The organism is Streptomyces sp. NPDC030798 (assembly GCF_055572275.1).
Map to the genome: position 1 here is coordinate 1 of NZ_JBVIDR010000014.1, position 12,898 is coordinate 12,898.

Consider the following 12,898-nt stretch of genomic DNA (forward strand, 5'->3'; position numbering starts at 1 on the left):
CCCCAGAAGGTGGGTTTCTTGGTCGTGCCCCCCCCCCCCCCCCCCCCGCCCCCCCCCCCCCCCCCTCCCCCTTCCCCCCCCCCCCCCCCCCCCCCCCCCCCCGCCGCTGCACGTCCGGAAGAAGACGCGTCCGGTCAGAGCGCCGTGAGGTGTCCGGGCTGCTCCGGCTGCCGGGGCACCAGCGCCGGTTCCGCCGTGGCCGTGCCCGGCTCCAGGGCCAGTACCGCGGCCACCGGGTGCTCCTCGTCGGGCACCGGCGGATGCGGCGGCGCGTGCGCCGGCTCCGGCGAGGAGGAGAGCCGGGTCAGCAGGACCACGCCCCGGGCCGCGACACCCGCCCCGGCCAGCGCCAGCAGCACGCCGTCGGCGCCGCCGCGCAGGCCCTGGCCGAGCAGGGCCAGGCCGATGACGGCGGCGGCCAGCGGGTTCGACAGGGTGACCACGGCCAGTGGGGCGCCCAGGCCCCCGCGGTAGGCCGTCTGGGACAGCAGCAGTCCGCCGGTGGCGAACGCGGCGACCAGGACGGCGACGAGGACGACCTCCACGCCCGGACCCGCGCCCGCGCGGCCCGTGGCCGCCACCGTCACCGTCTGGGTGAGCGCGGAGGCGACGCCCGAGGCGACGCCGGAGGCGGTCGCGTGCCGCAGGCCCGGCCGGGCACCGGGCCGGGACAGCATGCCGATCAGGGCGACGGTCGTCCCCGCCACCGCCAGCGCCTCGGTCAGGCTCAGCACCCGCTCCGGCGCCGGCCCCGCCGCGGTGACCAGCAGCGCGGCGAGTCCGAGCAGCGTCAGCGCCGTACCGCGCCACTCCGTCGGGCTCACCCGTCGCCCGGCGGCCCGCGCTCCGAGCGGTACGGCCGCGACCAGGGTGAGCGCGCCCAGGGGCTGGACGACGGTCAGCGGGCCGTACTCGAGGGCCACGACATGCAGCAGCGCGGCGGCCGCGTTCAGCCCGACCGCCGACCACCAGGCCCCGGTGCGGAGCAGCCGCAGCAGGCCCGTGCCGGAGCTGCGGGAGGCGAGGCGCTCCTGGGCGACGGCCGCCGAGGCGTAGGCGACGGCCGAGACCAGGGACAGGCCGACGGCGAGCAGGACGGCGGCGCTCATCGGCCCGCTCCGACCAGGACGGTGTCCTGCGCGGCCGGCCGCCCGGCGCCGCGCCCGGCCTGGGACGGGATCCGGTGCGGCGCGGGGACGACCGCGAGGGCGGCGCCCAGCAGCGCGGTCGCCGCGATCGCGTCGAACCAGAAGTGGTTCGCCGTGCCCACGATCACCAGCAGGGTGATCAGCGGATGCAGCAGCCACAGCCACCGCCAGGCCGACCGGGTGGCCGCGATCAGGCCGATCGCGACCATCAGGGCCCAGCCGAAGTGCAGCGAGGGCATCGCCGCGAACTGGTTGGACAGATGGTCGCCGGCCGGCGGCCCGTAGACGGAGGGGCCGTAGACCCGGGCCGTGTCCACCAGGCCGGTGCCGGTCAGCATCCGCGGCGGGGCCAGCGGGAAGGTGAACGGCAGCACCAGGGCGACCGCCGTCACCACGGCCAGGACCCGGCGGGCCCACAGATAGTGCGCCGGCCGCCGCAGGTACAGCCAGACCAGGAAGGCCAGCGTGGCCGGGAAGTGGACGGTCGCGTAGTAGGTGTTCGCCAGGTGCACCAGGACGGTGCCGTGCAGCAGTGCGGACTGCACGGCGGTCTCGTGGGGGAGGTCCAGAGCGCGCTCCCAGTCCCACACGCGGTGGGCGTTGTGGAAGGCGTTCCCGGTGTGTCCGGTGGCCAGCTGCCGTCCGAGCTTGTAGACGAGGAAGAGCCCCGCGACGAGCAGGAACTCACGCAGCAGTGGCGGGCGCGCCGTACTGGGCGCGTCCGGCTCCGGCTCTGCAGGCTCGATCAGGGCAGTCATCCCCCGGCCCCTTCGCTGACGGTGGTGCGTGGCTGGTGCTGGGCATCGGTACGTGACCGTACCGAAACGGCATGGTACCGATACGTCAGTGTACCGATACGCTCGAGTACCGGTACACTTGCGTATCGATTGATGTGCGACACACTGGGGACAGGGTCGGCGCCCCCGGGGCGAGGTCCCGCACCCGAGGTGAGGCTTCAGCAGGCCTTACCCGGGTCGAGCCGTACTTGAGCGAGTGAGGAGATGCAGCACATGACGTCGCAGGCAGCGGACGGACCGGAGACGGTCGCCGCCTCGCGCCGCTCCAAGATCACGCCGGAGCGTGAGCGGGAGTTCTTCGACGCCGTGCTGGAACAGATCCGCGAGTGCGGCTACGACTCCGTGACCATGGAGGGTGTCGCCGCCAGCACCCGGTGCAGCAAGTCCACGCTCTACCGGCAGTGGAAGACCAAGCCGCAGTTCGTCGCGGCCGCGCTGCGCGCCAACCGCAAGGTGCGCTTCGCCGGCATCGACACCGGCTCGCTCCCGGAGGACCTGCGCCAGGCGGCGCGAGCCGCGGGCGACTGGTCCCACAAGGACGCCCGGCTCATGCAGGCCCTCGGGCACGCCGTCACGGCCGACCAGGAACTGGCCCAGGCGCTGCGCGAGGCACTGGTCCTGCCGGAGATAGCCGCGCTGCAGGAGATGCTGCAGCGGGGCGTGGCGCGGGGCGAGGTGCCGGCGGACCATCCGGCGCTGGAGTACATCCCGGCCATGATGTTCGGCGTCCTGCGCGTGCGGCCGGTGCTCAGCGGCCAGTACGCCGACTCCGACTATCTCGTCCGGTTCGTGGAGGCCACCGTGCTGCCCGCGCTCGGACTGACGTAATGACTCAGGCCACCGTTCACGGGATGACTGAACGGTGACCTGTCCGCGCCGCACCGTGGGGACGGGGGCGGCGCGCACCCCCCGGCCGGGTGGGGTTCCTCTTGAGCGGAGGGGCACCCCACCCGGCCGGCTTGCCGGCGCTCAGACGTCCTGGCCGTTGCCGCCGCCCGACGCGACCTTGATGCCCTTCAGGATCTCGTCGATGACCGACAGGTCCTGGCCGGCGTCCACGCCGAAGCGCACCACGACGATCTGCTGGGCGTCGTTGGGCGAGGGGAAGGCGACGGACTCCACATAGCCGTCCGCGCCCTTGCTGGTGACCGCCTTCCAGCGCACCAGGTAGCCCTTCTGCCCGGCCACCGTCACCGCCTTGGAGGCCAGCTCCCGGTGCGAGGTGATGCTGCCGTAGGTGCTGCCGCCGTAGGCGTGCTCGGCGTTGGCCGCGATGTCCGCCTTGGCGACCTGCTCGGCCGTGCTGCCCCTGGTGCCGAGCGTGCCGGCGGACGCCGTGTAGGCGCCGCCCGCCGTGCAGGTCTGGGAGCCGTTGCCGGGGCACTTGTACGCCTTGTCGGACGTCACCTGCGCACCGATGCTGAGCACCTCCCCGGTCCAGTTCTTCGGCACGGGCAGGCTGATGCCGTTCCTCAGGTCCGGCACGGTGCCGCCGCCCGGGACCTTGGGCAGCTCCGACCGGCCGGGCGAGGGCGAGCCGTCCGGCCCGCCGGAGCCGCCGGGACCGCCGTTCCGGCCGCCCTGGCCCTGCTGCCGGCCGGCATGGTCGCTGCCGCTGCCGCCGCCGTCGTCGGACAGCACATACACGCCGACCCCGATGCACGCCAGGACCGCGGCCGCCGCCGCGACGGCTATCGCCGCGCGCAGTCCGCGCCGGGGCGCGGCCGGCGGCTGGGCCGGGTACGCCGGGTGGCCCGGGTACGCCGGGTGGCCCGGGTACGCCCCGTACACCGGGGCGCCGGCCGGCGGGGCGCCGTACCCACCCGGCTGCGCGCCGTACGGCGGCGCACCGTACGCCGGCGGAGCCGGTCGGGGGCCAGCGGCCGGCGGCTGCGTCGTGGGACCCCAGGGGGCGGCCGTCCCGGCGGGGCGGGTCTGGTCCGTCCAGGCCTTGCCGTCCCACCAGCGCTCGGTGGGCGGGCCGTCGTTCGTCTGCCCGGGGTCGGGGTACCACCCGGGAGGAGTCACCTGCGTCATGCTCTTACCGTATGAGGCATCGGTGAAAGCCGGATGAGAAGATCCGCCGCGAAGCGTGCAAAGTGGAACAAAACGCCCCGGATTTCTGCTCCCGGCCCCCGATCCCGTACGGATCCCCGACGAACGCCTGACGCCTCCCCGACGGGCAAGGGAAGTTGACGGCCCGTCGGGTTCGGACCGGCTGGTCGGGCGGGGTGCGCGTCGCCCGGCCGCACCCGCTGTCACCCGGCGGGGCAACACCTGCCCCGAGCTGCCACCATGCCTCCCCTCGGACGGCTACGCTCGTGGTCTGTACGTCATTCGGGCGGCCTGGGGAGGGAACGGGATGACGGAGGGACGGCCGTCGGCCGGCGGCTCGGCTGCCCTGTGGGAGCGGGACGCGGAGATCGCCACCGTCGCGGGCGCGCTGGACGTCCTGTGCGCCGACCGGTCCTCCCCGGGCCGCCTGCTGCTCGTCCGCGGCGAGGCCGGACTGGGCAAGACCGCGCTGCTCGCCGAGATCCGCCGCGTCGCCGAGCGCCGCGGCTGCACCGTGTGGTCCGCCCGCGGCGCCGAGACCCTGAGGTCCGTGCCGTTCAACGTCGTACGGCAGTTGCTGCAGCCCGCGCTGGTCTCCTTACTGCCGGACGAGGCCCGCGAGTACCTCGGCGACTGGTACGACATCGCCGGCCCCGCCCTGGGCATAGCCGACCCCCAGGACGCCAGCGCCGACCCGCAGTACGTGTGCGACGGACTCGTCGCGGCCGTACGCCGGCTCGTCCGCCGCGAATGGCCGCTCGTCCTGATCGTCGACGACGCCCACTGGGCCGACCAGGAGACCCTCGGCTGGCTCGCCGCCTTCGCCGAACGCCTGGACGACGTGTCCGTGCTGGTCGTGGTCGCCCGCCGCCCCGGCGAGGTGAAGGGCGACAGCGCCCGCCACCTCGACGCGGTGGCCGCCGCCGCGGGCCGCTTCGTCACCAGCCTCAGCGCCCTCACCCCGGAGGCCACCGCCGGCCTCACCCGGGCCACCGTCGGCCGGCACGCCGACGACCCGTTCTGCCGCGAGGTCTGGGCCGTCACCGGCGGCAACCCCTACGACACCGTCGAACTCCTCGCCAAGGTCCAGGACGCCGAACTCCAGCCGACCGAGCCCCAGGCCCCCGAACTGCGCGACCTGAACCGCTCCGCGCGCGGCGGCGGCCTCGTCGACCGGCTCAAGACACTCGGCATCGACGCCACGCGGTTCGCCTGGGCGGCCGCCATCCTCGGCACCGGCATCTCCGTCGACCTGGTCGCCCGCCTCGCCGGCATGCACCCCGACGTCGCCCAGGGCTGCGCCGAACTGCTGCGCACCGCCCGAATCCTCACCGCGCCCGATCCGGCGGCCGGGGCCGAGGCCGGGGACGGCGAGCTGGAGTTCGTCCACCCGCTGATCGCCTCCGCCGTCTACCACTCCATCCCCTCCGGCGTCTGCACCGCCATGCACGGCGTCGCCGCCCAGATCCTCACCGAGAGCGGACACGGCGCCGCCGAGGCCTCGCGGCACCTGCTGAAGGTGCACCCGGACGACGACGAGGAACTCGTCGAGCAGCTGCGCGTGGCGGCCCGCGAGCACCTGGCCGTCGGCGCGCCCGACGCCGCCCGCCGCTGCCTGGAGCGGGCCCTCGCCGAACCGCCCCGCCCCGAGGTCCACGCGCACGTGCTCTACGAACTGGGCCGCGCCACCCTGCTCACCGCGCCCGCCACCACCATCGAGCATCTGCGCAGCGCCCTCGCCATGCCCGGCCTCGAGGGCGAGCAGCGGGTCGACGCCGTGATCCGCCTCTCCCAGGCACTGCTCCACAACGACCAGCTCGAGGAGGCCGTCCGCACGGTCGAGGCCGAGGCCGCCCGGCACGAGGGCGGCCCCGTCCGGATGCGGCTGCAGGCCGTGCAGTTCATGTGGGAGGGCATCCACGGCGAGACCGTCTCCCAGGAGCGTTCCCGGCGCCTGGCCGACCTGGCCGCCACCTGCACCGGCCGGGACAACTCCGAGCGCGCCCTGCTGATCCTGCGCGGCTTCGACGCGATGACCCACGGCGAGAACGCGGAGGAGATCGTCCACCTGTGCGACCGCGCCCTCGTCAACGGCCGCCTCGCGCCCGGCCTCGGCTGGACCGACGGCGAGTGGGGCATCGAGCTGCTGATGATGCTCGGCAGCGCCTACACCTACGCCGACCGGCTCGACCGCGCCGAGAGTCTCTTCGCCGAGGCCCTGCGCGCCTACACCGGCGCCGGCTGGCGCGGCGGCCACCTCTCGCTGGCCAACGCCTTCCTCGGCCTCGCCTACCGCCGGCAGGGCCGGCTGAGGGACGCCGAGGACGCCCTGCGCGAGGCCCTGGAGCTGGCCGAGCGGGTCGGCCGCGGCCTGCCCCTGCACTGGTCGGCGACCTGCGGACTCGTCGACACGCTGCTGGCCCGCGGCCGGGTCGGCGAGGCCTGGTCGGTCGCCGAGCAGTACGGCTTCGCCCCGCCCTACCCGTCCACCATCGTGCTGCCCGACATCCGCTCCGTGCGCGGCCGTCTGCTGCTGGCCGTCGGCCGCACCGAGGAGGGCATCAACGAGCTGGAGGCCGCCGAGAAGACCGCCGCCTCCCGCGGCGGCCACAACCCCGTCCTCGCCCCCTGGTCCATCGACCTCGCCAAGGCCCTCGCCGGCCAGGACCCGGTCCGTGCCGCCCGGCTCGCCACCGACGCCCGCCGGCAGGCCGAGCGGTTCGGCACGGACACCGCCATCGGCGAGGCCCTGCGCTGCGCCGCCGCCCTGGAGACCGGCCAGCGCGCGGTCCGCCTCGCCGCCCAGGCCGTCACCTACCTGGAGGCCTCGCCCTGCCAGTACGAGCACGCGGCGGCCCGGGTGGAGTACGGCATCGCGATCCGCTCGGCCGCGGAACTCGACCGGGGACGGGACCTGGCGCGTTCCTGCGGAGCCGACGGCCTGGTGAAACAGGCGCAGGAGGCACTGGAGGCGGGATCGGGGCCGGGGTAGCGGGACTCTCCCGTCCGGCCGGTCACCCCTGGCCCGGAGGGTTCTCCTCCCCAGCGGGGTCAGCGATGTCCGCGAGGTCAGCGGTGTCCCCGAGGTCGGCGAGGACGCGCTGGGCCGTCGCGAACGCCGAGTTGGCCGCCGGCACCCCGCAGTACACCGCGGTCTGCAGCAGCACTGCCCCTATCTCCTCCGGAGTGAGCCCGCCCCGCCGGGCTGCCCGGACGTGCATCGCCAGCTCGTCGTGGTGGCCGTGGGCCACCAGCGCCGTCAGGGTGATCATGCTGCGCTCGCGACGCGAGAGCGTCGGGTCGCTCCAGATCTCCCCCCAGGCGTAGCGGGAGATGAAGTCCTGGAACCGCGCGGTGAACGGGGTCTGCCGAGCCTGCGCCCGGTCCACGTGAGCGTCGCCCAGCACCTCCCGGCGCACCGCCATCCCGCTCGCCGAAGGCCCGTCGAGCTGGGTGCGCAGCGCGGTCAGGACGGCCCGCGGGCACTGCGCGGGCGCGAGGTGCGAGGCACCGGGCAGCTCCACCAGCGTGGCGGCCGGCACCGCGTCCGCGATCTCCCGCAGATGCGCCGGCGGCGTCGCGGCATCCTGCCGGCCCGCCACCAGCAGCGTCGGTACGGCGATGCCGGCGAGCCGGTCGCGCAGGTCGAAGGCGGCCAGCGCGTCGCAGCACGCGGCGTACGCCTGTGCGTCGGCCTCCCCGTGGTCCCGCACGAGCCGCGGCACGGTGAACCCGGGCGTGAACCAGCGCGCGTCGGCGGTCTCCACCAGCCACCGCAGGCCCTCCCGGCGCACCCGCTCGGCACGCTCCCGCCACAGCGTCCCGCCGCCGAAGTGGGCGGAGGAGCAGATGACGGCCAGCGAGGTCAGCCGCTCCGGGTGGTGCACGGCCAGGTGCAGGCCGACCGCGCCGCCGAGCGACACCCCGGCGTAGGCGAACCGCTCGATGCCGAGGGTGTCGGCGAGCCGCAGCACCAGTTCGGCGAGGTCACCGACGGTGGCCCCCGGCCCGATCAGGTCCGCCGCCGAACCGCCGTGCCCCGGCAGGTTCCAGCGGACCACCCGGTGGCTGATCGACAGCTCGGGCGCGATCGCGTCCCACAGGGCGTACGAGGTGCCGAGCGAGGGACCCAGCAGCAGCGGGGGAGCGGAAGCCGGGCCTTCGGCCAGGTGGTTGAGGAGTCTCGCGGTCAAGATCGCTCCAGGGCACGGTCGGTGAGGGAGCCGGCGAAGCCGGTGCAGCGGGCGGGGTCGGTGAGTTCGTCGAGGTCGAGGCCCTGCAACTCGTCCCGTTCACCCAGGAGTTCGCGCAGGGACCGGCCCTCGTCGTGGGCGCGGCGGGCCAGATCGGTCAACAGTTCCTTCGCGCGGGCCCGGCCGAGCACGGGCGTCAGGGCGGCGGAGAGCCGCTCGGAGACGACGAGCCCTCGGGTGACGCCGAGGTTCCGGCGCATCGCGGCGGGGTGCGCGCGCAGCCCCTCGGCCAGTTCGGCCGCGTGCTCGGCCATCCCGCCCACCGTCCTGAGCAGGTCCCGCAGCGGCTCCCACTCGGCATGCCAGGCACCGGCCGGCCGCTCGTCCTCGGCGGCGAGCGAGCCGTACAGGACGGCCGCGAGCTGCGGGGCGCGCCGGGCGGCGGCCGCGAGCAGCGTGGACCGCACGGGGTTCGCCTTGTGCGGCATGGCGGACGAGCCGCCGCCGCTGCCCTCGCTCAGCTCGCCGATCTCGGTCCGCGACAGCGTCAGCACGTCCACCGCGAATTTGCCCAGCGCGCCCGCCGTGAAGGCCAGGCAGCCGGCCAGGTCGGCGATGGGGGTGCGCAGCGTGTGCCAGGGCAACGCCGGTGCGGCGAGACCGACTTCGCGGGCGTAGGCCCGGGTGAGCGCGTCCGCGTCCTCGGCGCCGTACGCCCGGAAGCCAGCCAGCGTCCCGGCGGCGCCCCCGAGTTGCGCCGGGAGGCAGTCCCGTACCCGGCCGAGGCGGTCGCGGGCGTCCAGGACCAGGGAGCGCCAGCCGGCCGCCTTCAGCCCGAACGTCGTCGGCACGGCGTGCTGGGTCAGCGTCCGTCCGGGCATCACCGTGTCCCGGTGCCCGGCGGCGAGCGCGGCCAGGGCCCGCCCGGTCCGGTCGAGACCGGCGCGGACCAGGTCCAGGGTGTGCGCGGCGACCAGCATCGTCGCGGTGTCCATGATGTCCTGGCTGGTGGCGCCCCGGTGGACGCAGGAGCCGTACTCCTCGCCCGCCGCCTTCGTGAGGTCGGCGACCAGTGGGATCACCGGGTTGCCGCCACCGCGGGCGCGCTCGGCCAGGGAACGCACGTCGAACCGTGCCGGGTCCGCCGCCGCGGTCACCGCCGGGCCGGCCCCCGCCGGAACGAGGCCCAGCCCCGCCTGGGCGCGGGTCAGCGCCGCCTCGGCGTCGAGCAGGGCCCGCAGAAAGGCCGAGTCGCTCGTCGCGGCAGCGGCTCGGGTACCGGCCCACCCGGGGGCGAGCAGGCCGGTGTCGCTGTCCTCAGGTGTCACTGGAACTCCAGGAAGACCGTCTCGCCCTCGCCCTGAAGGCGGATGTCGAAACGGTAGGTCCCGCGGCCCTCGTCATGGGCGATCAGTGTGTCGCGCCGGTCGCCCACCCGGGTGAGCAGCGGGTCGGCGGCGAGCGCGGCCCGGTCGTCCGGCAGATAGATCCGGGTGAACAGGTGCACGAGCAGGCCGCGCGCGAACACGCACACGCTCACGTACGGCGCGCTGAGCCCGCGCGCGCCGGGCCGCAGCGTCCGCGCGTACCAGTGGCCGTCGGCATCGGTCTGGATGCGTCCCCAGCCGGTGAACTCCACGCCGTTGCGGCCCAGATACCCGCCGGTCGCCGGGTCCCGCCGGATGGAGCCGTCCACCCGCGGCACGGTGCCGTCCGGGCGGGGCCCCCACAGCTCGATCAGGGCGTCCGGGAGCGGACTGCCCTCGCCGTCGCGGACGTACCCGTGCACGGTGATCGTGTCGGGGTGGCCCAGCGGTGCGATCTCCTCGCCGCCGCGGAAGGGCAGCGCGTACCCGTAGAAGGGGCCGACCGTGTGGGACGGGGTGGGCAGCACGTGCCCCGGGCTGCTGGTGTCGATCTTCGTCATCGTTGCGGTCAGCGTCCTTCCTCGATCCAGGTGGCGGCCGGGCCGTCCAGCACGATGTCCCAGTGGTAGCCGAGCGAGAACTCCGGCACCGACAGGCCGTGGTCGTAGGTGGCGACCAGGCGCTGCCGGGCCGCGTCGTCCGTCACCGACTGCAGGATGGGGTCGTACGGGAACAGCGGGTCGTCGGGGAAGTACATCTGCGTCACCAGCCGCTGCGTGAACGCCCTGCCGAAGACGGAGAAGTGGATGTGCGCCGGACGCCAGGCGCCCACGTGGTTGCGCCACGGGTACGGCCCCGGCCGGACGGTGGTGAAGTGGTAGCGGCCCTCGGCGTCGGTGAGGGTGCGGCCGAACCCGGTGAAGTTCGGGTCCAGCGGGGCGTCGTGCTGCTCGCGCTGATGGGCGTACCGCCCGGCCGAGTTGGCCTGCCAGATCTCCACGAGCTGGCCGCGCACCGGGCGTCCGGAGCGGTCCAGCAGCCGGCCCGAGACGGTGATCCGCTCGCCGACCGGCTCGCCGCGGTGGTGCCGGGTGAGGTCGCTGTCGATCTCGGTGATGTCGCGTTCCCCGAAGGCGGGGGCGTGCAGCTCCACGATCTCGGGGTCCTGGCCGGTGTCGATGGCGACCAGCGGCTGCTCGGGGTGGCGGAGCACGGAGGAGCGGTAGGGCGCGTAGTCGCGCCGCGGGTGGTGCTCGACGGGCGCGCCGTCGGCGACCCGCTTCTCGTACGCGGCGTGCTCGGCCGCGATCTCCTGGTCGATGTCCTGCTGGGTGAGGGCCATGGGGATACCTGACGCTTCCTTCCCGTCTTACCGTTCGAGGACGAGGGCGAGACCCTGGCCCACGCCGATGCAGAGGGTGGCCACACCGGTGCCGGAGCCGCGGCGGGCGAGCCGGTGGGCGACGGTGCCGGCGAGCCGGGCACCGGAGGCGCCGAGCGGATGGCCGAGCGCGATCGCGCCGCCCTGCGGGGTGAGCACCGCCGGGTCGCACTCCGGCCACTCGGCCAGACAGCCGAGGACCTGCGCGGCGAACGCCTCGTTCAGTTCGAGGACCGACAGGTCGTCGAATCCCTTGCCCGCCCTGGTGAGTGCCCGGTCGACGGCCTCGACCGGGGCGAGGCCGAAGCAGTGCGGGTCGACGGCGGACACCCCGGTCGCCGAGACCCGGGCGAGGGGTTCGCGGCCGCGGAGGGTGTGGGCGGCGAGGTCGTCGGGGCGGAGGGAGGCCAGTCCGCCGTTGCAGCGGCCGATGGGAGTGCGGACGGCGTCGACGATGTAAGCCGGGTTCACAGCAGGTCCCCCGCGACCGTGAGTTTCGCGTCGGTCCTGGCGACGACCTCGTCCACGCTCACGCCGGGGGCGGTCTCCACGAGCCTCAACCCTTCGTCGGTGACGTCGAGCACGGCCAGATCGGTGATGACCTTGTTCACACACGCCTTGCCCGTGAGCGGCAGTGTGCATTCCTGGAGGACCTTCGGGGATCCGTCCTTCGCGGAGTGCGTCATGACGACCACGACCGTCCGGGCGCCGTGCACCAGGTCCATCGCCCCGCCGATCCCGGTCACCAGCTTGCCCGGCACCGCCCAGTTCGCCAGGTCGCCGCCCGCCGACACCTGCATCGCCCCCAGCACCGCCACGTCGATGTGACCGCCCCGGATCATCGCGAAGCTCAGCGCCGAGTCGAAGAAGGAGGCACCCGGCAGGACCGTGACGGTCTCCTTGCCGGCGTTGATCAGATCCGGGTCGACCTCGTCGTCCGCCGGATACGGGCCGGTGCCGAGGATGCCGTTCTCCGACTCCAGGACCACCTCGACGCCCGGCGGCAGATGGTTCGGGATCAGCGTCGGCAACCCGATGCCGAGGTTGACGTACTGTCCGTCCGCCAGCTCGCGGGCCGCGCGGGCGGCCATCTCCTCGCGTGTCCAGGCCATCAGGACCTCACCGTCCGCCGCTCGATCTTCTTGTCCGCCGCCTGCTCGGGGGTCAGCGCCACCACGCGCTGCACGAAGACGCCGGGCAGATGCACCGCGTCCGGCTCGATCTCCCCGGGCCCCACCAGCTCCTCGACCTCGGCGACGGTCACCCGGCCCGCCATGGCGGCCAGGGGGTTGAAGTTCCGGGAGGACTTGCTGAACACCAGGTTGCCGTGCCGGTCGCCCTTGGCGGCGCGGACCAGCGCGAAGTCGGTGCGGATACCGCGCTCCAGGACGTACTCGACGCCGTCGAACTCCCGCACCTCCTTCGCCGGCGAGGCCACCGCGACCCCGCCGGCGCCGTCGTAGCGCCACGGCAGCCCGCCCTCGGCGACCTGTGTGCCGACGCCCGCCGGGGTGTAGAAGGCGGGGATCCCGGATCCGCCCGCGCGCAGCCGCTCGGCCAGCGTGCCCTGCGGGATCAGCTCCAGCTCCAGCTCGCCGCCGAGGTACTGGCGGGCGAACTCCTTGTTCGCCCCGATGTAGGAGCCGGTCACGCGGGCGATCCGCCCGGCCGCCAGCAGCACCGCGAGGCCGGACTCCATCGCCCCGCAGTTGTTCGACACCACGCTCAGACCGCTCGTTCCGTGCTCGTACAGCGCCTGGATCAGTACGTCCGGCACACCGCTCAGCCCGAAGCCGCCCACCGCGAGGGACGCGCCGTCCGGCACGTCGGCCACCGCTTCGAGGGCCGAGGCGACCACCTTGTCCATCCGTGAAGCCCCATCTCTGCAATTAGTCAGGGCACTGAGTGTTTCAGCGAGGTGCCGCTCACGTTGCCACTGGGCGCCAAGGACGTCAAT

The 12,898-nt window shown here is 74.5% G+C and carries 11 protein-coding genes and 1 pseudogene; 2 read left to right on the forward strand and 10 right to left on the reverse strand.

Going from position 1 to position 12,898, the window contains the following annotated elements; all coding sequences use genetic code 11:
• Positions 1-134: 134 nt before the first annotated feature.
• Entirely contained in the window at positions 135-1,109 is a 975-nt protein-coding gene (locus ACZ404_RS28340) for a DMT family protein (protein ID WP_468444665.1), read from the reverse strand.
• Entirely contained in the window at positions 1,106-1,906 is an 801-nt protein-coding gene (locus ACZ404_RS28345; protein WP_468444667.1) for a phosphatase PAP2 family protein, read from the reverse strand. Before ACZ404_RS28345 ends, ACZ404_RS28340 begins: the two co-directional genes overlap by 4 nt.
• Before the next feature lie 252 nt (positions 1,907-2,158).
• Here ACZ404_RS28345 and ACZ404_RS28350 point away from each other — a divergent pair, with 252 nt between their 5' ends.
• Positions 2,159-2,773, forward strand: a complete 615-nt coding sequence (locus ACZ404_RS28350) for a TetR/AcrR family transcriptional regulator (protein WP_468444669.1) — start codon at positions 2,159-2,161, stop codon at positions 2,771-2,773.
• A gap of 141 nt (positions 2,774-2,914) precedes the next feature.
• On the opposite strand, the gene ACZ404_RS28355 is transcribed toward ACZ404_RS28350, so the two are convergent.
• Positions 2,915-3,982: a DUF2510 domain-containing protein gene (locus ACZ404_RS28355; RefSeq protein ID WP_468444671.1), complete on the reverse strand. Its 1,068-nt coding sequence runs from the start codon at positions 3,980-3,982 to the stop codon at positions 2,915-2,917.
• Between the two features lie 325 nt (positions 3,983-4,307).
• Here ACZ404_RS28355 and ACZ404_RS28360 point away from each other — a divergent pair, with 325 nt between their 5' ends.
• Positions 4,308-6,992 carry an ATP-binding protein gene (locus ACZ404_RS28360; protein WP_468444673.1) on the forward strand — a complete coding sequence of 895 codons (2,685 nt, stop codon included), beginning with the start codon at positions 4,308-4,310 and terminating at the stop codon, positions 6,990-6,992.
• A gap of 22 nt (positions 6,993-7,014) precedes the next feature.
• Here ACZ404_RS28360 and pcaDC read toward each other — a convergent pair whose 3' ends face one another.
• From pcaDC to ACZ404_RS28395, 7 genes and pseudogenes are all read right to left on the reverse strand, one after another.
• Entirely contained in the window at positions 7,015-8,193 is a 1,179-nt protein-coding gene (gene pcaDC, locus ACZ404_RS28365; protein ID WP_468444675.1) for a bifunctional 3-oxoadipate enol-lactonase/4-carboxymuconolactone decarboxylase PcaDC, read from the reverse strand.
• Positions 8,190-9,521, reverse strand: coding sequence for a 3-carboxy-cis,cis-muconate cycloisomerase (pcaB, locus tag ACZ404_RS28370; protein ID WP_468444677.1), 1,332 nt, complete (start codon positions 9,519-9,521; stop codon positions 8,190-8,192). The genes pcaDC and pcaB overlap by 4 nt, the downstream gene beginning before the upstream one ends.
• Entirely contained in the window at positions 9,518-10,120 is a 603-nt protein-coding gene (pcaG, locus tag ACZ404_RS28375; RefSeq protein WP_468444679.1) for a protocatechuate 3,4-dioxygenase subunit alpha, read from the reverse strand. Before pcaG ends, pcaB begins: the two co-directional genes overlap by 4 nt.
• An 8-nt stretch (positions 10,121-10,128) precedes the next feature.
• Positions 10,129-10,902, reverse strand: coding sequence for a protocatechuate 3,4-dioxygenase subunit beta (gene pcaH, locus ACZ404_RS28380; protein ID WP_468444681.1), 774 nt, complete (start codon positions 10,900-10,902; stop codon positions 10,129-10,131).
• A gap of 27 nt (positions 10,903-10,929) precedes the next feature.
• A pseudogene (locus ACZ404_RS28385) lies at positions 10,930-11,310 on the reverse strand (3-oxoadipyl-CoA thiolase); the annotation flags it as partial.
• Positions 11,311-11,408: 98 nt separating this feature from the next.
• Entirely contained in the window at positions 11,409-12,053 is a 645-nt protein-coding gene (locus ACZ404_RS28390) for a CoA transferase subunit B (RefSeq protein ID WP_468444683.1), read from the reverse strand.
• Entirely contained in the window at positions 12,053-12,808 is a 756-nt protein-coding gene (locus ACZ404_RS28395) for a CoA transferase subunit A (protein WP_468444685.1), read from the reverse strand. The genes ACZ404_RS28390 and ACZ404_RS28395 overlap by 1 nt, the downstream gene beginning before the upstream one ends.
• Between the last annotated feature and the right edge of the window lie 90 nt (positions 12,809-12,898).

What these genes read in the sequence shown, in the direction of transcription:
- ACZ404_RS28395 (WP_468444685.1), bottom strand. Translation starts at nt 12,808, where the DNA reads ATGGACAAGGTGGTCGCCTCGGCCCTCGAAGCGGTGGCCGACGTGCCG.
- ACZ404_RS28340 (WP_468444665.1), bottom strand. Translation starts at nt 1,109, where the DNA reads ATGAGCGCCGCCGTCCTGCTCGCCGTCGGCCTGTCCCTGGTCTCGGCC.
- pcaH (WP_468444681.1), bottom strand. Translation starts at nt 10,902, where the DNA reads ATGGCCCTCACCCAGCAGGACATCGACCAGGAGATCGCGGCCGAGCAC.
- ACZ404_RS28345 (WP_468444667.1), bottom strand. Translation starts at nt 1,906, where the DNA reads ATGACTGCCCTGATCGAGCCTGCAGAGCCGGAGCCGGACGCGCCCAGT.
- ACZ404_RS28350 (WP_468444669.1), top strand. Translation starts at nt 2,159, where the DNA reads ATGACGTCGCAGGCAGCGGACGGACCGGAGACGGTCGCCGCCTCGCGC.
- ACZ404_RS28390 (WP_468444683.1), bottom strand. Translation starts at nt 12,053, where the DNA reads ATGGCCTGGACACGCGAGGAGATGGCCGCCCGCGCGGCCCGCGAGCTG.
- ACZ404_RS28355 (WP_468444671.1), bottom strand. Translation starts at nt 3,982, where the DNA reads ATGACGCAGGTGACTCCTCCCGGGTGGTACCCCGACCCCGGGCAGACG.
- ACZ404_RS28360 (WP_468444673.1), top strand. Translation starts at nt 4,308, where the DNA reads ATGACGGAGGGACGGCCGTCGGCCGGCGGCTCGGCTGCCCTGTGGGAG.
- pcaG (WP_468444679.1), bottom strand. Translation starts at nt 10,120, where the DNA reads ATGACGAAGATCGACACCAGCAGCCCGGGGCACGTGCTGCCCACCCCG.